Annotated in this window: 20 protein-coding genes; 9 read left to right on the forward strand and 11 right to left on the reverse strand. The window is 61.4% G+C overall.

Features of this window, described 5'->3' with window-relative positions; translation table 11 throughout:
* The first annotated feature begins 2 nt into the window (after nt 1-2).
* From ruvC to GRF63_RS02010, 6 genes are all read left to right on the forward strand, one after another.
* Complete coding sequence (ruvC, locus tag GRF63_RS01985; protein ID WP_160484336.1) at nt 3-467, forward strand: crossover junction endodeoxyribonuclease RuvC; 465 nt, start codon at nt 3-5, stop codon at nt 465-467.
* A 110-nt stretch (nt 468-577) separates the two neighbouring features.
* A complete protein-coding gene (locus tag GRF63_RS01990) occupies nt 578-928 on the forward strand; it encodes a hypothetical protein (RefSeq protein ID WP_202131538.1) in 351 nt (116 codons plus the stop codon).
* 77 nt (nt 929-1005) lie between these two features.
* Complete coding sequence (locus tag GRF63_RS01995) at nt 1006-1305, forward strand: antibiotic biosynthesis monooxygenase family protein (RefSeq protein WP_160484337.1); 300 nt, start codon at nt 1006-1008, stop codon at nt 1303-1305.
* A gap of 156 nt (nt 1306-1461) precedes the next feature.
* Nucleotides 1462-1815: an ArsC family reductase gene (locus tag GRF63_RS02000; RefSeq protein ID WP_160484338.1), complete on the forward strand. Its 354-nt coding sequence runs from the start codon at nt 1462-1464 to the stop codon at nt 1813-1815.
* 7 nt (nt 1816-1822) lie between these two features.
* On the forward strand, nt 1823-2737 hold the full coding sequence (locus GRF63_RS02005) for an FUSC family protein (protein WP_160484339.1): 915 nt from the start codon (nt 1823-1825) through the stop codon (nt 2735-2737).
* Nucleotides 2724-3809, forward strand: coding sequence for a glycerophosphodiester phosphodiesterase (locus GRF63_RS02010; RefSeq protein WP_160484340.1), 1086 nt, complete (start codon nt 2724-2726; stop codon nt 3807-3809). Before GRF63_RS02005 ends, GRF63_RS02010 begins: the two co-directional genes overlap by 14 nt.
* Here the strand turns inward: GRF63_RS02010 and ubiG are convergent.
* Nucleotides 3784-4539 (reverse strand): bifunctional 2-polyprenyl-6-hydroxyphenol methylase/3-demethylubiquinol 3-O-methyltransferase UbiG, encoded by a 756-nt coding sequence (ubiG, locus tag GRF63_RS02015; RefSeq protein ID WP_160484341.1) that lies wholly within the window; start codon nt 4537-4539, stop codon nt 3784-3786. The genes GRF63_RS02010 and ubiG overlap by 26 nt on opposite strands.
* A gap of 58 nt (nt 4540-4597) precedes the next feature.
* On the opposite strand from ubiG, the gene GRF63_RS02020 reads away from it, so the two are divergent.
* Complete coding sequence (locus GRF63_RS02020) at nt 4598-5920, forward strand: aspartate kinase (RefSeq protein WP_160484342.1); 1323 nt, start codon at nt 4598-4600, stop codon at nt 5918-5920.
* Between the two features lie 10 nt (nt 5921-5930).
* A complete protein-coding gene (locus tag GRF63_RS02025) occupies nt 5931-6950 on the forward strand; it encodes an NAD(P)H-dependent flavin oxidoreductase (protein WP_160484343.1) in 1020 nt (339 codons plus the stop codon).
* A gap of 31 nt (nt 6951-6981) precedes the next feature.
* Here GRF63_RS02025 and GRF63_RS02030 read toward each other — a convergent pair whose 3' ends face one another.
* Nucleotides 6982-7662 (reverse strand): alpha/beta fold hydrolase, encoded by a 681-nt coding sequence (locus tag GRF63_RS02030; protein WP_160484344.1) that lies wholly within the window; start codon nt 7660-7662, stop codon nt 6982-6984.
* A 76-nt stretch (nt 7663-7738) separates the two neighbouring features.
* Nucleotides 7739-9154 carry a vanillate/3-O-methylgallate O-demethylase gene (ligM, locus tag GRF63_RS02035; RefSeq protein WP_160484345.1) on the reverse strand — a complete coding sequence of 472 codons (1416 nt, stop codon included), beginning with the start codon at nt 9152-9154 and terminating at the stop codon, nt 7739-7741.
* Nucleotides 9155-9271: 117 nt separating this feature from the next.
* On the opposite strand from ligM, the gene GRF63_RS02040 reads away from it, so the two are divergent.
* A complete protein-coding gene (locus GRF63_RS02040; RefSeq protein ID WP_160484346.1) occupies nt 9272-9673 on the forward strand; it encodes a VOC family protein in 402 nt (133 codons plus the stop codon).
* A gap of 73 nt (nt 9674-9746) precedes the next feature.
* On the opposite strand, the gene GRF63_RS02045 is transcribed toward GRF63_RS02040, so the two are convergent.
* The 8 genes from GRF63_RS02045 to GRF63_RS02080 form a co-directional block, all read right to left on the reverse strand.
* Entirely contained in the window at nt 9747-10481 is a 735-nt protein-coding gene (locus tag GRF63_RS02045; RefSeq protein ID WP_160484347.1) for a LuxR C-terminal-related transcriptional regulator, read from the reverse strand.
* 586 nt (nt 10482-11067) lie between these two features.
* Complete coding sequence (locus GRF63_RS02050; protein WP_160484348.1) at nt 11068-11970, reverse strand: TauD/TfdA dioxygenase family protein; 903 nt, start codon at nt 11968-11970, stop codon at nt 11068-11070.
* A 29-nt stretch (nt 11971-11999) separates the two neighbouring features.
* Nucleotides 12000-13007 carry a zinc-dependent alcohol dehydrogenase family protein gene (locus GRF63_RS02055; protein WP_160484349.1) on the reverse strand — a complete coding sequence of 336 codons (1008 nt, stop codon included), beginning with the start codon at nt 13005-13007 and terminating at the stop codon, nt 12000-12002.
* A gap of 19 nt (nt 13008-13026) precedes the next feature.
* A complete protein-coding gene (locus GRF63_RS02060; RefSeq protein ID WP_160484350.1) occupies nt 13027-13773 on the reverse strand; it encodes an SDR family NAD(P)-dependent oxidoreductase in 747 nt (248 codons plus the stop codon).
* Complete coding sequence (locus GRF63_RS02065; RefSeq protein WP_160484351.1) at nt 13770-14261, reverse strand: beta-lactamase hydrolase domain-containing protein; 492 nt, start codon at nt 14259-14261, stop codon at nt 13770-13772. Before GRF63_RS02065 ends, GRF63_RS02060 begins: the two co-directional genes overlap by 4 nt.
* Nucleotides 14258-15130, reverse strand: coding sequence for an amidohydrolase family protein (locus GRF63_RS02070; RefSeq protein WP_160484352.1), 873 nt, complete (start codon nt 15128-15130; stop codon nt 14258-14260). The genes GRF63_RS02065 and GRF63_RS02070 overlap by 4 nt, the downstream gene beginning before the upstream one ends.
* 93 nt (nt 15131-15223) lie before the next feature.
* Nucleotides 15224-16738 carry an aldehyde dehydrogenase family protein gene (locus GRF63_RS02075; protein ID WP_160484353.1) on the reverse strand — a complete coding sequence of 505 codons (1515 nt, stop codon included), beginning with the start codon at nt 16736-16738 and terminating at the stop codon, nt 15224-15226.
* 93 nt (nt 16739-16831) lie between these two features.
* A complete protein-coding gene (locus GRF63_RS02080; RefSeq protein ID WP_419865948.1) occupies nt 16832-19003 on the reverse strand; it encodes a PQQ-dependent dehydrogenase, methanol/ethanol family in 2172 nt (723 codons plus the stop codon).
* Between the last annotated feature and the right edge of the window lie 160 nt (nt 19004-19163).

The raw sequence follows: 19163 nt of genomic DNA on the forward strand, positions 1-19163 counted from the left end.
GGGTGATTATCCTCGGCCTCGACCCATCGCTCAGTTGCACAGGCTGGGGCGTGATCAGGGTTGAGGGCAGCCGCATCTCGCACATCGCCAACGGGCAGATTCCCACATCGCCCAAGGCACCGATGGTACAGCGGCTGGCTGCCCTCCATTCCGGCATCGCCGAAATCATCGCCGCGCACCGGCCCGATCGCGCTGCGGCAGAGGAGGTGTTCGCCAACAAGAACGCGCAGTCCACCATCAAGCTGGCACAGGCGCGCGGCGCTGTGCTGGCCGCGTGCGGCAGTGCGGGGCTGGAGGTGCGCGAACATGCTGCGCGGCTGGTGAAGAAGGCTGTCGTCGGCACCGGCGGCGCGGACAAGGCCCAGGTGCAGGCGATGCTGAAGGTGCTGTTGCCCGGCGCGATGCTTGCCGGGGCAGACGCCGCCGATGCACTGGCCGTGGCCATTGCCGACGCCAATCTGGGCTAGCGCGCCAGCCAATTATCTCATTGAATTGGAACAAGAGCTTGCGGGCATCGTAGTTCCTATGTCCGGGCGTGAGATGGCGCTTTGCGGATCTAATCAATGGAGATCTTCAGATGCGTAAATCCATTCTTCCTGCCGTTCTGACCTGCACCCTTTTGCTGTGCGGTTGCGCTGCGTCCCCCGGTTATGGCGGCAACCCGCTGGGCGGCTTGCTGGGCGGCATCCTTGGCACCAATGATCCGGGCGATCGCGAACTCAGCCAGTTTGAGCGTGCCGCCGTGAGCGCTTGCGGGCGCGAGGCGGATGACAATTCGCGTGACCGTGTGCGTGTGACGCGCGTGGATCAGATCACCCGCGATACGGTGCGCGTGGATGGCAATCTTGAAACGCGTGACACCAGGCGGGACAATTTCACCTGCACATTCCGCAGCGATGGCCGGATCGTGGACTTCCGCATTTTCTGATCGATGTTGCGCGCCGCATGGCACTTGCGAGAGCTGGCGTGAATTGACACCGGGCGGGCCTTGGCTACTCCGGTGCGATGTATCTCGTCGTCTTTCGCAGCCGCAAACGCGCCGATATCGACCGCGCCGCCTATGATGCGCAGGCGCAGGCGATGGAAACGCTGGCGAGGCAGCAGCCGGGCTATCTATCCTTCAAAAGCTACCTTGCCGATGATGGTGAGACGGTTGCGATCTCCGAATGGAGGGACAAGGGCGCTGCCAAGGCATGGGGCCGGGTGGCCGAGCACAATGTAGCGCAGGCAGACGGGCGCGCCCGCTGGTACGGCGAATACACGATCTTTGCATGCGAGAACCCGTCGATCCACCGCTTTCCCTGAACTGTCCTACACCGTGCCCACTGACAAAAGCAGCCGGATGAAACCTGCTAAACAAATTATTCTCACGCCCTTTGAACAGCGGCGCTGACATCCTCGTGTTTTTCGCCCTAGAACAGTGTTCCAGGTGTTCCACATTAACTGCAAAGGCGCGCAAGCATGACCATCCATCTCTACGGTATTCCCAATTGCGACACGGTGAAGAAGGCGCGCAAATGGATGGATGCGCAGGGGCATGAATACACCTTCCACGATTACAAGAAAGAAGGCGCGGATGCGCAAAAGCTGGAACGCTGGGCCGATCGATGTGGCTGGGAAATCCTGCTGAACCGGCGCGGCACCACTTTTCGCAAGCTGGATGATGCGCAGAAGGCGAATATGGACAGGGCGAAAGCCATCGCCCTGATGCGGGAGCACCCCAGCATTATAAAGCGGCCCGTGCTGGAAACGGACGATGGGGACAGCGTGCTGGTGGGCTTCACCCCCAGCGAATGGGAAAACCTGCTGCGGTGATGCGTCCATGATCGCAGCCTTGCTGAACAACTGGAGAAGCGCGTTTCGCGAAACGCTGGAATCCGCATTGGCGGCGGGCATCGCATGGTGGCTGGGCCTGCTGATTTTCGGCGGGGAGCACACCCCGCTGTTTGCCGCGGTCACCGCCGTCGTCTGCCTGGCGCCGGGGCTGCCCAGCCATTCAAAACAGGCACTGGGCCTGCTGGTGGGCGTGATTGCCGGGATTGTGATCGGTGAGTTGGCGCTGGCCGTGGCGGGCGGCGCGCATCCGGTGATACTGGGCGCGGCGGTGTTCCTTTCGATGATGGCGGCGCTGGCATTTAAGGTGCAGCCAATCGTGGGCATTCAGGCAGGCGTTTCCACGGTAATCGTGCTGGTGGAAGGGCAGGACGTACAAAGCTTTTCGCGGGTGGTGGACGCTATGATTGGCGGCATCGTGGCGCTGATCTTCAGCCAGGTGCTGCTGACGCCCAACCCCTTAGCCATCATCCGCCGCGAAGGGGGCAAGGCCATCGAAGCGTTTGAAAACCTGCGCACCGCCCTGGCGAAGCGAGAAGGTGGAGATTGCAGCCGGGAGAAAGTCGATGGCGCCGTGCGCGACATGCAATCGGCTGTGATGGGTCTGGAAGATAATCTGGAATACGTCAGCCGCGTGGCCACGCGGACCCTGCGCGGTCGCTGGCGCAGGGAAAAGATCGAAACGCGTGTGGGCCAGTGGCGCACATTCTCTCGCCGCGCGCAGCTTGCCTTGGGAGACAGCGCCCACCGCATCCTTGCCTCTTCCCGGACGGAAAGCACGCAAGGCGGGCTGGAGGAGGCGGAACACTGGATCGCCGCAGGGCGCGATCTGGTGAAGGGTGAGGACGCGGCATTCAAGGAAATCGCAACACGGGAAAGCGAGAACGCCGATGGCGAAGACTGATCTGGCGCGCGGGGTATGTTTCGCACTGTTCCTTTCAATAACAACGCTTTGCTGCGCAACATCAGTTGCAGCACAGGAGAGCGAAATACTGGTGATTGCCCATCGCGGCGCAAGCGGGGATCGGCCCGAACACACGCTGGCGGCTTATGAACTGGCGATTGAGCAGGGCGCGGATTTTATCGAGATCGATTTGGTGCCGACGCAGGATGGCGTGCTGGTGGCGCGGCACGAGAACGAGATTTCGGGCACCACCGATGTGGGCGAGCGCCCCGAATTCGCGGCCCGTCTCACCACCCGCACGATTGACGGGCAGGAAATGACCGGCTGGTTCACAGAAGATTTCACGCTGGCCGAACTGCGCACTTTGCGGGCAACCGAGCGTTTGCCGGACATCCGCCCGAAAAACGCCCTGTTCGATGGCCTTTACCAGGTGCCGACGCTGACGGAGATTATCACGCTCGTTCGCGCCAAGGAGGCGGAGACGGGCCGGGTGATCGGCATTTATCCCGAGATCAAACACCCATCATACTTTGCCAGCATCGGGCACGATGTTGTCGCCCTGCTGGTGGAGCAGTTGCACGCTGCCGGATATGTGGGCGAAGGCGGCCCGGTGTTTATCCAGAGCTTTGAGGTGGAGCCGCTGAAGCGGTTGAACAGGATGACCGATCTTCCGCTGGTGCAATTGATCGAAGCTGACGGCGTGACCGCAGACGATCCATCCCGCAGCTATGACGAAATGGTTTCTCCGTCAGGTCTGGCCGCTATCGCCGAATATGCCGACGGGATCGGCGCGGCGATACCGCTGCTGCTGAATGAGACTGGCGCTTCCACGGGCGTTTCCAAAAATGCGCATGCCGCCGGACTCGTGGTGCACGGCTGGAGTGCGCGAAAGGAGAACGCCTTTCTTCCCCAAGTGCTGCGCTCCTCTGACGATGATGCCGAGGCTGGCGATCTGTCAGCGCTGATTGCCATGCTGAAAAGCGCCGGGGTGGACGGCGTCTTCACCGATGACCCCGCAAAGCTTAGCCCGGCCGATCCGGGTGCGATCAAGCAGGGCGATGCCGCGCCGTGACGATGTAATTCAGGCTCATGTCGTCCGACAGATGCAGCCCCTTGCCTACGGAAAAGGCGATGCCTTTGGGTTCGCCCATCGAAAGCCCCGCGTCCTCCAGCAGAGTTTCCAGTTCCTCCGGCGTGACAAAGTCTTCCCAGTGATGCGTACCCTTCGGCACCGCGCCCACAGCCTCGGCCGCGCCGATCAGAAGCGTGCGGCTTTTCAGCGTGCGGTTGGGGGTGGAAAGCACCATCAGGCCTTCGGGCGCCAGATGCGCGGCGAGCTGCACGATGAAGGCCTGCTTGTCCTCCACATGCTCGATCACTTCCATGCTGGTGACAAGATCGAAATGGCCGAGACCGGCAGAGCCGAGTTCGCCGGGGATATAGCGGATATCCAGCCCCGCACCGTCCGCATGAGCAGCGGCGGCCTGCGTGTTCTCGGGCGAGGCGTCGACTCCGGTGACTTCGCCGCCAAGGCGCGCCAGTGGTTCGCACAGCAGGCCCGCGCCGCAGCCGACATCCAGCGCGCGCTTTTCCGCCAGCGGTTTCGCCCCCTCGATATCGCCGCCCCAGTGCATGTCTATCGCATCCCGGATAAAGCCCAGGCGCACGGGGTTCAGCTTGTGCAGCATGGCGGAACTGCCCTTGGGATCCCACCATTCGGCGGCCAGCGCGCCGAAGTGCGCGGCCTCCTCCGGACGGATGGTTGCAGGACTGGTTGCAGATGTGACAGTTGCGTCTGGCATGCATGCTCCCTAACAGCGCGCGAGGGTTTCAACCAGACTAACGCATGAGGCACTAAACTTGGCCCGGATCGTGATGAAATTTGGCGGTACGTCGGTCGCAGGGACCGAACGCATACGCCGCGTTGCCAATATCGTGCGCGCTCAGGCCGCTGGCGGTAACGAGGTTGCCGTGGTGGTGAGCGCAATGGCGGGCGAGACGGATCGCCTCGTCAACTTCTGCCGCGAGGCGAATCCGCTGTATGACCCTGCGGAATATGACGTGGTGGTATCCAGCGGCGAACAGGTAACCGCAGGCCTGCTGGCACTCACCCTGCAGGCGATGGGCTGCAAGGCGCGCAGCTGGCTGGGCTGGCAATTGCCGGTGAAGACATTCTCCGCCCATGCCAACGCCCGTGTGGGTGAAATCCATGCGGAGCGGCTGGGCGATTCGATGGCATCGGGCGAGATCGCCGTGATCCCCGGTTTCCAGGGCGTTTCCGATCTGGAGCGTATCACCACCATGGGCCGCGGCGGGTCCGACACCTCTGCCGTGGCCATTGCGGCCGCCGTGGGTGCCGATCGCTGCGATATCTACACCGATGTGGACGGCGTCTACACCACGGACCCGCGCATCGTAGCGCGTGCGCGCAAGATCAAATATGTCTCCTACGAGGAGATGCTGGAGCTGGCTTCCGTCGGCGCGAAGGTGCTGCAGACGCGTTCTGTCAGCCTGGCCATGAAGCATAACGTGCCCGTGCAGGTCCTGTCCTCCTTCGTGGATGAAGGATCGCCTCCTGCCGATACGCTGCCCGGCACGATGATAGTTTCCGAAGCAGAGATGCAGAAAATTCTCGAGGATACGAATATGGAACGCCAGTCCGTAACGGGCATCGCCCATGACAAGAACGAAGCCCGCGTCGTGCTGACCCGCGTGCCGGACAAGCCGGGCGCCGTGGCCGATATCTTCACCCCGCTGGGCGAAGCGGGCATCAATGTGGATATGATCATCCAGAACGTGGGCCGCGACAAGGGCGAGACCGACGTGACCTTCACCGTGCCCCAGGCCGAACTGGCGCGCGCGCAGGCCCTGCTGGAAGACAAGCAGGAAGCTCTTGGCTTCAACCGCATCATCACCGATGTGCGGGTGGCGAAAATCTCCGTCGTGGGCATGGGCATGAAAAGCCACACGGGCGTTGCTGCCACCATGTTCAAATCGCTGGCCGATCGCGGCATCAACGTGCAGGCCATCTCCACCTCGGAAATCAAGGTCTCGGTCCTGATCGACGAGGATGAGACCGAGCTGGCCGTGCGCGTTCTGCACACCGCCTATGGACTGGATAGCCCGGACGATGTCGTATCCGGCGACGACGGCCCTGATGACATCGGGAAGTCTTCCGCCTAAGGGCAGGCGCATGACAAGCTATTCCAGAACGTCTGCGCTGATGGCGCGCGGCAATGAATTCCTCGGCTCTCAGCACGCCATCATGTGCGGCGCGATGAGCTGGGTGTCGGAACGCAAGCTGGTGTCCGCCATCAGCAATGCGGGCGGTTTCGGCGTGATTGCCTGCGGGGCGATGACGCCCGAACTGCTGGATGCCGAAATCGCCGCGACCAAGGCGCTGACGGACAAGCCCTTCGGCGTGAACCTGATCACCATGCACCCGGACCTGTTCGACCTGATCGATGTGTGCGCAAAGCACGAGGTTACGCATGTGGTGCTGGCAGGCGGCCTGCCGCCCAAGGGCAGTGTGGATGCGATCAAGCAGAAGGGTGCCAAGCTCATCTGCTTTGCCCCGATGCTGGCTCTGGGCAAGAAGCTGCTGCGTTCAGGCGCAGATGCGCTGGTGATAGAGGGGATGGAAGCAGGCGGCCACATCGGCCCTGTGTCCACCAGCGTACTGGCGCAGGAAATCCTGCCCGAACTCGCGGCCGAGAACATCGTGTTCGTAGCCGGCGGCATCGGCAAGGGTGACATGATTGCCGGCTATCTGGAAATGGGCGCAGCGGGCGTGCAGCTGGGCACCCGCTTTGCCTGCGCTACGGAGAGCATTGCCCATCCCGATTTCAAGAAAGCCTTCTTCCGCGCCAGTGCCCGCGATGCCGTGGCATCGGTGCAGGTTGATGCGCGCCTGCCGGTGATCCCCGTGCGCGCCCTGAAGAACAAGGGCACGGAGGAATTCACCGCCAAGCAGCGCGAAGTCGCCTCCGTGCTGGACCGCGAGGAAATCGCGATGGCCGAAGCGCAATTGCAGATCGAGCACTATTGGGCAGGCGCATTGCGCCGCGCGGTGATCGATGGCGACGTTGAAAACGGCTCGCTGATGGCAGGCCAGTCTGTCGGCATGGTAAAAGCGGAAGAGCCTGTGGCAGAGATCATCGCGCAACTGATGCAGGAAAGCGAAGCTGCGCTGACACGGCGCAACCGCCTCTGAAGCCACGGCGGCGCGTAACGCTGCCTTCAGGTCAGCCCGCCAGACCCAGCAGCACCTTCACAGTCGTATCGGGATCGTTCTGCATCACGAAATGGTCCGTTGCCGTCTCATGATACTCCCAACCCAAAGACCGCGCCTTCTCCGCAAAATCGATGAAGGGCGTGGGCTGGTATCCGGTGGCGAAGATATAGCATTTCTTCGGGATCGACTGTTCCTCGCCAGAAAAGGGAATGGCTTCCAGCAGTGTGAGCAAGGGATGGAAGCCCACCTTGCCGGGAACATGGGTGAAATCGATTGAGCCGATCGGCGTCACATAGCCGGGCTGGTGGCGCTGCGTATCGACATACCAGTTATGCTCGAAATCGCCGGTAATGTCCCACAGCGACTGGTCGCTCTCGGGCATGAACGCATCGACATAGCAGATCGCCTCTATCTGCCGGGCAAGGCGGCTGGCGACGGCGGAGATCACCATGCCGCCATAGGAATGGCCAGCAAGGATGAATGTCTCCAGCCCCGCTTCGGCAATCTGGCGGCACACATCGTCCACATGATCGGTGAGGGTGATGCCGGGATGCAGTTCGTCCTGCCGGGTGCCAAGGCCGGGCAGGGTGCAATTGAGCGCGCGGTGCCCCTCTGCCTCCAGCCGGGCGGGTACATCGCCCCAGGTGTGGCTGCCGCCCCAGGCGCCGTGAACGAGGACGTATTTGGCCATGCTTGTTTCTCCCGGACATGAAAAGGCCCGCGCATCGTGGTGATGCGCGGGCCGTTTCTCAAGTGGTTTGCAGGTCTCAGGACTTGCGCGACGTACGCCAGCCGGTGGCGTAGGTGTCGGCTGCCATCTTGCCGTAAGGTACGGGAGAGACGATGGCCTTCACGTTGATCTGCTTGTGCGGCTCGACGGTGGTCTTCTCGGTTCCGCCGTTTTCTTCGCCCCAGACAACTTCGAGTTCGGTGCCCAAAGGGATTTCCGGATCGACGGTTGCGAGCGACAGTGCCTTCTTCTCGTTCCAGCTATAGCCGGTGAACATCGACAGGCCGACCGTGTTGCCGCCTGCATCCACGACCTTGTCGTAGTTGGAGTTGGCATAGTTGGCGAGCGGCAGGTCGAAGAACTTGTACTGCTCACCCTCAGGATCGAACATGGAGCCGACGATCTTCTTCATATCGTCCGCATTCCATTCCAGCGTAACCTTCTTGCGCTGGTCTTCCTTGGCGTTCTCGGCGATTTCCTTCAGCGCGTCTGCACCGTGGAAATCATGGTCGAACTTCACGAACGGGCCATAGCCCAACTCGTACGGGTTGAGGTAGTAGTCCTCGATGGTGTCACCGATGAACGAACCGCCGATGGAGCCGGTGGCTTCATAGCTGTCGGCACCCAGCCACTTGCGATAATCTTCCAGCTTGTCGCCGGTGTAGATCGCGGGCAGCGGGCTGGGGATCCAGCCGGATTCCAGCGTGTTCGACGGGTAAGCGCGGCTGCCGACCGGGATCAGGCCGAATTCTTCGCCAGCCTTCAGGATCTCGTCGCGGATATATTCCTGGTCTTCATACGGACCCCAGAGCTCCAAGCCCGGCGAACCGGCCATGCCGTGACGCAGGGTGCGCACGCGCTTGTTGCCGATCTTCATGTCGGACATGTTGAAGAACTTCAGCTTGTCGAGCTTTTCGCCGTTGAGCTTCTCGATCACGTCCCAGGCGCGCGGGCCCTGGATCTGGAAGCGCCACGAAATGCGCTTCACCGGCTTGCCCATCGGGCGGCTGGGCGAACGCGGATCATTGATGATCTCCACGTTGTAACCGCCCTTTTCGGCCTGGTACATCAGCCAGTTGGCAGCAGGTGCGCGGCCGACATAGACGAATTCTTCTTCGGCCAGCCAGAAGATGATGCCGTCACCGATCACGTGGCCATAAGGCGTGGTGGGGACGTACTGCTTGGCCTTGTCGACCTGCCAGCCCTTGGAGGAGTTGATCATCGTGTCTGACAGCAGCTTGTGCGCGTCCGGACCGTTGATGTAGAGATCGAACATGTGGTGCGACTGGTCGAACAGCACGGCGCCGTGCTGCCAAGCCCACTGCTCATCACGCCAGTTGGAAAATTCCGGGGCGACGACGGGGTACACATAGGCACCGATTTGATTGTTGCGCAGCTGACCGACGATATCGCCGTTAGCTTTTGCCAGCACTTGTTCCAGATTGTCGGCCATGATTGGCTCCTCTCCATGGTTGTGAATGAATCACGTATGCGAAATTAGTATGTGTTGCATACAATATTCGGCTACAGGTGCAAGGCGAAACCGCAGCGAAAAGGCAGGAGGTGCATCATGCAGGTGGAAGCGCTTGATCATATCAACATCATTACCGGCGATCTGGACGGAACTGCGCGCTTCTATGAAAGCCTGCTGGGGCTGGAGCGCCGCGATGCACCGCCGCCGCTGACACCGCAGACCGCGCAATGGATGTTCGATGCGCAGGGCCGCGCCATCATTCATATCAATTCGCTGGATTGTGCGCGCACATATGATCGCGACATCACGCCGGGCGATCTGACGGGCGCACTACATCACGTGGCGCTGCGGCTGAGCGGTTATGACGAGATGAAGGCGCGGCTCGATGCGCGCGGCGCTGATTATCAGGAGAATGTGGTCGAGGCGATCGGCCTGCGCCAGATCTTCACCGCAGACCCGAACAACGTGCTGCTGGAGCTGAACTTCTTCGGCGAATAGCAAAAGCCTTCGCCGCACCTGCCACGATCCTCCGGTTCGGGTGGACCATGACAGGTGCGATACGGCGCAGAAACTATGCTATTTCAAGCAGCACATGCTCTTGCGAGGTAGCCTTGGCCCTGCCGATCGAAGACCCGAAGGCAAAGGCAGAGCCCTGCTTCTGCGGTTCAAGATCGACATGCGGATCAACGCCATTGCCGACAGCCCAGATCGCGGCCTGCGTGCGGTTCTGCACCGCCAGCTTGCGCAGGATCGCCTTGACGTGGACCTTCACGGTCGCCTCGCTGATTTCCAGCCGATATGCGATCACCTTGTTGGGGTAACCCATGATCAGGCACCGCAGCGTTTCGATTTCCCTGTCTGACAGGGAGCGAAGGATTTCCGAATCCTCCGTCACCGGCTTGCCGGCCAGTTTACCGAAATCAGGCAGATGCTGCACCAGTGCGCCGGGCAGAACCTTTTCACCCAAGGCAACCAGACGCAGAGATTCAAGGAACGGCTGGTAATCGATTTCCTTGATGATGTAGCCATCGGCGCCTGCGCTGAACACGCTCACCATGGTTTCGAAATCAAAGGCATCGGCCAGCAGCACGATCCGTAACTTGGGCTCCTGCGCACGAAGCGCACGAATATCGCCCTCGATATCGTTCGTCGCACTAATGTCCAGCAGCAGCAGTTCGCTCTCGAAACCTGCCGGATCGTCGAATGGAGCTTCCAGCAGGGCATCACAACTTGGAAAGGTATTCTCCAGCGAAAACCCTTCGTCATTGAGAATACGTTTGAGTCCCTCTTGCGACAGCGAATTCACACATACAAGTGACGTGCGTATAGTTTGGGCAATCATAAGATTAAACCCCCCGTTTTAGTTAAAATATTTCGGACTTGTGGAACTATCTTTTAAACTTGATCAAATTCGCAAAGACATTGTGTCGGAATGCTGCGATCAAGATGCGCCCTAGGTTCCGTCCAGTAAGAAAACTATACGTAAGAGACACATAGAAGTCGAGTCTTAGACAGTCGGCCCGCTGCCTGAAACGAGGGACGCAATGCGAGCGTTCAGACCCGTTTGGGAAACGTTAACAAAATTTATCAATGGTTTCTTAGTCACAGTAATTGCTTGAGGAATCGCTGCGCGGGGATACCGACTTTGGACCGTATCGCGGTCTTCGGGAAGGCGTCAGGCGTCGGCAGACCGTTCTTTAAATGCGATGAGTTGAGCCTTATTCAGCCCAGCCGAGCGGTTTCGAGGGTCAGTCGGACTCATCATAAATCAAGACTGCAGACCGGACGGTAACAATTGATACTTCCACGTGCCGCGAATCAGGTACCTGAATTTGCGGAAGAATTTTGCTGCCTCATGCACATCGGCCTGCTGGGTGTCCCGTTCTGGGCAACTAGGCTGGCACACCGCCGGCGATCGTCGTGCGATACATTTCGCGGCGGAAACCGTCGTAATCGTTCGGCCCCAGGTGCATGGTGGCCGCATTGTCCCACATGCACACCGTGCCCGGCTCCCAACGCAGGCGGCAGGTGAAGGCATGCTGGGTGGCGTGTTGCACCAGATAATCGAGGATGGGCTTGGCCTCGTGTGTGGTCATCCCCTCGATCCCGGTGGAATAGGTTTCGCAGATATACAGCGCTTCCTCTCCCGTAGCCGGATGCGTGCGCACCAGCGGATGATAAGTGCCCTTCTGGCCCTGCTCATGCTTGGCCGGATCGCCAAAGCTGATGGCCCCGCCTTTGCGCAGCTTGTTCTGCGTGGCGTAATTGTTCGCCGCGCTCATATGGACGCGCAGCGGGCGCAGCATGTCACGATAGGTTTCGGACAGGTGATTGAACGCCAGCGCCGTATTCGTCCACGTGGTGTCGCCGCCATAGGGCGGGCCTTCCAGCTGGCGCAGGGTGGTGATGCTGGGCGGTTCGGGGAGGAAGGGGCTGTCTGTATGCCAGCTGCCGCCAAACAGGCTGCGCGTTACCTCGTCCGCTTCCTTGATAATGGGATGCACGTCGCGGTGCCCTTCCACCCCTTGTGTGTAGGCATCCACGGCAAAGGGGCCGAGTCTGCGGGAAAATTCCTCATGCTCTGTATGGGAGAGGTGCTGATCGCGCAGGAACACCATCTTGTGCTTCCACAGTGCCTGCTTCAGGCTTTCAATACCCTCGCCATCCAGATCGGGCAGGCGCACACCGGTAATTTCCGCGCCCATCGCGGCGCCCAGGGGTTCACAGCCGAAATACTCGGACTGGAACGCGTGATTATCGAAATCCCCGCACGGGGCGATGCGCACTTGCCACATTGTCTGGCTCCTGTTCCGCAGTCCCGCCTCTAGTTGAGCGAGATCACCGTCTTGCCGAAGCTGTCCGGGCCCCAGCCATGGGCATAGGCCTTGTCAGCATCCTCGAACGCGAATGTCTTGCCGACGGGGAAGGTCAGGTGATGCTTGTCCACGAAGGCATTGAGTTCGCTGGCCATGCTGGCCGAACCCACGAAGATGCCGCGGATCGATGATCCGGTGAACATCAGCCCGCGCGGTTCTGGCGGGGTGCCATCCGCCAGCACGCCGATCAGAGCGATCTCGGCCAGCGGGGCGCAGGCGTTCATGCTTTGCGCCAGCGTGCCTGTTCCGCCGACTTCCACGATCTTGTTCGCGCCGCCGAACTTTTCCTGCACATAGGCGCCCCATTCGGGCGTATCCTTGTAATTCACCACGTGATCCGCGCCCAGCGCCTTCACCTGCTCCAGCTTTTCATCGGAAGAACTGGTGGCGATCACTTCTGCCCCGGCGGCCTTGGCCAGTTTCAGCGCGATCAGCGAAACACCACCGGAGCCGAGCACCAGCACCTTCTGCCCCGCCTTCAGCGGATTGCCGCCTTCGAACAGCGCGTTCCAAGCCGTGACGCCCGCGCATGGCATGCAGGCGGCCTGCTCCATATCCAGGCTGCGCGCGATGGGGATCACGCCGTGTTCATCCAGCACGACCTTTTCTGCCAGCATGCCCGGCGCCTTGCCATCGCCCAGCGCGGGTACCATTTTCGGCGGGCCGTGCAGCCAGCCCTGGAAAAAGAGGGACTGCACCTCGTCCCCCACGCGCAGCGATTTCACGCCCTCGCCAGTGGCCACCACCTTGCCCGCGCCATCGGACAGGGGAATGGACGGCTGCGTCAGCGCACCGCCGAAATACTTGCCAGATGCAACCGCGAAATCGCGGTAATTGATGGACCATGCAGACGGCGCGACGACAACTTGGCCGGGGCCGGGCTCCGGATCTGGCAGCTCGTCCATATAGAGTTTGTCGAAACCGTCGGAACCTTCAGGCAATAGCCATGCGCGCATTGTTTCTCTCCCTCTGGTGTCAGCGAACCGCAAGCGTACCAAGGATGCCGCCGTCCACTGCCCAGCTTTGCCCAGTAACATGGCTGGCCTCGTCCGACAGCAGGAAAGCGGCGACATTGGCAATTTCTTCCGAAGAGCCGAGCCGATTTTGCGGTACATTGCCGGACAGATGTTCAAGCTGGTCAGGCGGGATGCCATCCATCAGCGGCGTATCGATGAACCCTGGCACGATGCAGTTCACGCGCACGCCATGGGCGGCACCTTCCAGGGCTGCTGCGCGGGACAGGCCCAGCATCGCGTGTTTGCTCATCACATAGGCGACATTCATTGCCATGCCGCGCTCGCTTGCCAGAGAGCCGGTGATGACGATGGAACCCTTGCCGCGCTGCTTCATCGCGCCGATCACCTGGCGCACCGCGCGAAAATGGGCGTGCTGGTTCACCGCCATCAGGCTGTCGTAATTTTCGTCCGAATAATCTTCCAGCGGCGCGAAGGTGCCGCCCGTGCCCGCATTGCAGAACAAACCATTAATCGGGGCGAACGCGGCAGCGCTATCGAGAGCGGCGGCCTGCGCGGCGGCATCCGCCACATCGGCCGCGGCGACGTTTACCGCCTCGCCATGCGCGTCCTTCAGCGCGGCCAGCTTGTCCGCGCTGCGGGCGATCACGGTGACCTTGCCGCCGAGGGCCAGCACCTTTTCTGCCGTGGCCTTGCCGATGCCGGTGGAGGCGCCGGTGATGACGATGTGCTTGCCTGTAAAATTCATGTCTCGCCTCTCCTCTGCTGTGTCTCTGCCGGGACAAGCCCGATGAACCGCGCCCACTTGTCCGCATGCGGCTCTTCGCTGGTGGTGGGTGACCATACGCGCTCCATTATGGCGCGTGCCTCCGGCTCTGGCATGCCTTGCTCTTGGTGCCAGCGATACATGAAGGCCGCGACGCGCCAGTTCATGATGCAATGCACGTGGACCGGGCTGTCTTGCGATTCCAGGGCTTGCCGGAAGGCAATGTAATGGCTTTCTTCCGGCGCATCCCACGGCACGGGAATATGGGCGTAGGCCATGCCAGCGGAGGCCATGGCGGCTGCTGCATCGGGCACTGCTTCGGGATGGTCAGCCATGGCGAGGTAGATGACGCGCTGCGTACCGATGGCCGCCAGCCTGGCGGGATCATCGCTGCCCAGCGCGCCCGATGTCGTGACCCTGTCCGAAAGCCGCAGCCAGTTGCGGACATCAACGGGGTCCGCTGCGCTCACGCCAGCCCCAGCACCTTGGCCGCGTTATCCTTCATGATGCCGGGCATCACCTCGTCCCGGAAGCCCACGTCCTTCGCGGCCTTGATCCACTTGTCAGGATGGATCAGCGGGAAATCGCTGCCGAACAGCATCTTGTGCTTCAGCTGCGTGTTTGCGTAGGTGATCACCTGCTTGGGGAAGTACTTGGGGCTCCATCCGCTCAGGTCGATGAAGACATTGTCCTTGTGCAGCGCCATGGACAGGCTCTGGTCCACCCACGGCCAGCTGGGGTGGGCGAGGATGATCTTCATGTCGGGGAAATCCACCGCCACATCATCCACCAGCATCGGCTCCCCATATTTCAGGCGCATGCCGCCGCCGCCGCGCATTCCTGTGCCCATGCCGGAATGGCCGGTGTGGAAGATGGCGGGCAGCTTGTATTCGTTGATGACCTCGTAAATGGGATAGCCCATGCGATCCGCCGGATGCGCGTTCTGCGCGATGCCGTGGAACTTGAAGCCCTTCACGCCGTGGTTCTCGATCAGGTCCAGCGCCTCGCGCGCGCCGTATTTGCCCTTGTGCGGATCGATGCTGGCGAAGGGGATGCAGATATCGTCGTTCTTGTTGGCGATTTCCGCGACCTCGTAATTGGAAACGCGCTTTGCCCCCATGCCGCTCTCGGCATCGACGGTGAACATGCAGAAGGCGATGTTCGTCTCGCGGTAAAGCTCGATGATTTCGGGCATCTTGGGCCGTTCGCGGGGCGCCTTGAAATAGGCGGAGGCCGCATCGAAGAATTTGCCCATCACCGGGTCTTCGGGATCGTGGCAGGAAACCTCTGCATGCACATGCACGTCAATGGCGCGGACTTTGGTGATATCAACGGGCATATAGGTTCCTGCGTTCGGCTGGTGTGGGACGATCAGCATAACAAGGCCCGCCCCGGCACGATACCGAGGCAGGCCCTGCGTTTCACACAGTGATCAAAGTTTCATGATGACCGACTTGGTTTCGAGATAAGCCTCGATACCCTCGCGGCCCTGTTCGCGGCCGACGCCGCTTTCCTTGAAGCCGCCGAAAGGAACGGCAACGTCGATCATGGCGTGGCAATTCACCCACACCGTGCCCGCCTGCAGCTTGCTGGCGATGCGGTGCGCGGCAGATGCATCCTTGGTCCACACGCCGGCGGCAAGGCCGTATTGCGTGTCGTTGGCATCCTTCACCACCTCGTCCAGATCCTCAAAGCGCTGGGCGACCACGACGGGGCCGAAGATCTCCTCGCGAACGACGCTCATCTGCGGGTTCACATCGGTGAGGATGGTGGGGTTCACGTAATAGCCGCCATCGCTGCTGGGGGCATCGCCGCCCATCAGGACAGAGGCACCGTCACGCTTGCCGGCATCGATATAGCCCATCACGCGCTCGTGCTGTTCCTTCGACACCAGCGGGCCCATGTGGGCATCGGGATCGAGGCTGGGGCGCGGTGCCCAGAACTCTGCGGTGTTGGCCATGCCTTCCACCACTTCGTCAAACACGCTCTTGTGCGCGTAGAGGCGGCTGCCCGCCACGCAGACCTGGCCGGAGTTGAAGAAAATCGCCTGGCTGACGCCCGGAGCGGTTTCCTGGATATCGACATCGGGCATCACCACCACCGGGCTTTTGCCGCCCAGTTCCAGCGTGATGTGCTTCAGCGTATCGGTAACATTGCGGTTGATCAGCTTGCCGATCTCGGTGGAGCCGGTGAAGGCCACCTTGTCGACATCGGGGTGCTTCACCATCCGGTCACCACCGGTGTGGCCATAGCCTGTGATGATGTTGACGACGCCAGCAGGAATACCGGCCTCGTGCACAAGGTCTGCCAGGCGCAGCGCGGTCAGGCTGGTCTGTTCGGCAGGCTTCAGGATGGTGGTGCAACCTGCGGCCAGAGCAGGCGCGATCTTCAGGCAGGCCATCAGCAGCGGGAAGTTCCACGGCACGATCTGCGCGCAAACACCCACCGGTTCCTTCAGCGTGTAGGCGAACATCGTTTCGCCCGGCATGCTGTAGGGATTCATCGTCTCGCCGTTGATCTTGCCGGCCCAGCCAGCGCAGAAACGGATGTGCGCAGCAGCGCCCGGCACGTCGATCGCGCCGGCCATACCCTTGGGCTTGCCAACGTCGATGGCTTCGAGTTCGGCCAGCTCGTCTGCATGCTCCTCGATCAGGTCGGCCAGCTTGGTCATGATCTTCTGGCGGGCGACAGGGGGCATGTTGCGCCAGCGGCCATCATCGAAAGCGGTGCGCGCGGCGGCAACGGCGCGGTCCACGTCCTTGTCGCTGGCTTCCACGATCTTGGAGACGATCTTGCCGGAAGAGGGATCCTCTACGTCGATGGTTTCGCCACCGGAGGAATCCACCCATTCGCCGTTGATATAAAGCTGCGGAGAGCGTTCCAGCGCCTTCTTCGCGGCGGCTGAATACTCACGCTGGGTACGGTCAATCGTAGTCTGTTCGTTCATGCTTGGGGCTCCTATCCCGGGAGAATCAATTATTGTTGTAACGTATAGCAATCTTTTGACCGCTTGGCCACGAATTTCAACCCGCTTCGGCCCCTATCCGCCGCGCTCATCCAGATCCTTGTCCTGGTGGGCGCGGAAAATCACGAATTGGCGGATTGCCTCGATTTCATCGGTCGAAAGGCTCTTGGCAAAGCCCACCATGCCGCGCTGTTCCAGCGCGCCGTCATGCACGATGGCATTCCACACCTGCTCGCTTTGCAACACGGCGCTGCGGCGCAGATCCGGCAGGACGGTGGAGCCTACGGCATTGTCGCCGTGGCACTGGCCACAATAGCGGCCATAGTCATAGCCGCCGCCAGCCACCTGCTCCTCGCTGCCGGAGAAGGTGGGCGGGTCCAGCGGCAGGCGTACCAGTTCCGGCTCTGGCGGCAGTTCGCCACTGGCGCCCAGCTTGAACACCATCAGGCGCGAGATATTCTGCACCGGCCCGCTGAGTTCATTCAGGATGCCGCCGGGTGCCAGCGGCCAGATGCCGCCCCAACCGGCCAGCACGGCCATATATTGCTCTCCATCAATCATATAGGTGATGGGCGGGGCGACCACGCCGGTCTGCGCACGGAAACGCCACAGTTCCGCGCCGTCCGTCACGCTGTATGCGGCAAGGTTGCCTGCCGCCGTGCCCTGGAACACCAGGCCGCCACCGGTTGCCAGCGCGCCGCCATTCCACGGGCCGGGATATTGCACCCGCCAGCGTTCCGACTGGGTTACCGGGTTCCATGCAATCAGTGCACCCTTCGTGCCTGATGCAGTGGCAGCACGCATGGCGGCATCGGCTGGCAGAGCGCCTGCTGCCTGATCTATGCCGACGTTGAAGCCGTAATTGGGATCGGGCTTCCAGTCCTTTTCAGGAACATAGGGGAAGGCAGCCTCTATCGCCGGGATGAACACCAGCCCTTCACCGGGATGGAAGGCCATCGGGTGCCAGTTGTGCCCGCCGCCTGCACCCGGCGTGGAGACAAATGGCACGCCGGTGTCACCATAGCGCGCCTCCGGCACGACGATGGGCCGTCCGGTTTCCATGTCGATGCCACTCGTCCAGTTCTGCGGCACGTAATTATCGGCGCTGATCAGTTCGCCCGTCGCGCGGTCGATCACGTAGAAGAAGCCGTTCTTGGGCGCCTGCATCAACACTTCGCGCACCTCGCCGTCGATCTCCAGATCGGCTAGCATAATGTGCTGCGTGGCGGTGAAATCCCAGGTGTCGCCGGGCGTCGTCTGGTAATGCCACACGTATTCGCCCGTTTCGGGGCGCAGCGCCACGATGCTGGAAAGGTACAGATTGTCGCCGCCGTCGGGGCTGCGATAGGCCTGGTTCCACGGAGATCCGTTGCCAACGCCGATGTACAGCAGATCAAGGTCGGGATCATAGGCCATGGCATCCCACACGGTGCCCCCGCCGCCCAGTTTCCACCACTCGCCGGTCCAGGTGTCGCGCGCGGCGGCAAGGGCAGGGCTTTCGCTGGCAGCTTCCTCCGGCGCGCCGGGCACGGTGTAGAAGCGCCACAGCATCTCTCCCGTCGCCGCGTCATAGGCGCTGACATAGCCGCGCGTGGTGTATTCCGCGCCGCCATTGCCGATGATCACCTTGCCATCGATCACACGCGGCGCGCCGGTGATGGTATAGGCCTTGGACTGATCGACCGTGACCTTGGACCAGATTTCGTTCCCCGTGGCCCGGTCCAGCGCGATCAGCCGCCCGTCCAGCGTGCCTAGGAACAGCATATCCCCCCAGGCCGCAACGCCGCGGTTCACCACGTCGCAGCACGCCTTCGCCGCCGTCGCGCCGGGCACCTGCGGATCATATTCCCACAGGGGCGCGCCGGTGGTGGCGTCATACGCCTTTACCTTGCTCCATGCGGTGGTGACGAAAAGCTGCCCATCGATCACCAGCGGCGTTGCTTCCTGCCCGCGCGCTGTGTCCATATCGGCATACCAGGCAAGACCCAGCTGGCCCACATTGCCGGCGTTGATCATCGCCAGCGGGCTGTAGCGCTGTTCAGCGTAATCGCGGCCATAGGTCAGCCAGTTGGCATTGTTGTTCGCGGCTGAAAGCAGGTCTGCCTTGTCGACGGAGCCGATGGTAGCCGGCACCGCAGTGTCAGTAATCGTTGCAGTCTGCGTCGTCGTGTTCTGCGTCGTGGTGGTCTGGCAGCTTGCCAAGGCAATGCCCATTGCTGCGCTGGCTGCCCACTTGCCCAAATTCATCATCGCCTCTCCCAAAGCACGGCCGCGAGTCCCGCAAGGCCCCAAAGACGATAACTATCGTTAGAATGGTCGCCCACAAGGTCAAGCGTGCCTTTGGATGGTGCAACGCAAAATGATATTGCGCGGATGCAGGGCGCGCGCCTATGGGCATTCTTCGTCA

Origin of the sequence: Aurantiacibacter rhizosphaerae, from assembly GCF_009807005.1 — a bacterium.
GTDB classification, from domain to species: Bacteria; Pseudomonadota; Alphaproteobacteria; order Sphingomonadales; family Sphingomonadaceae; genus Alteraurantiacibacter; species Alteraurantiacibacter rhizosphaerae.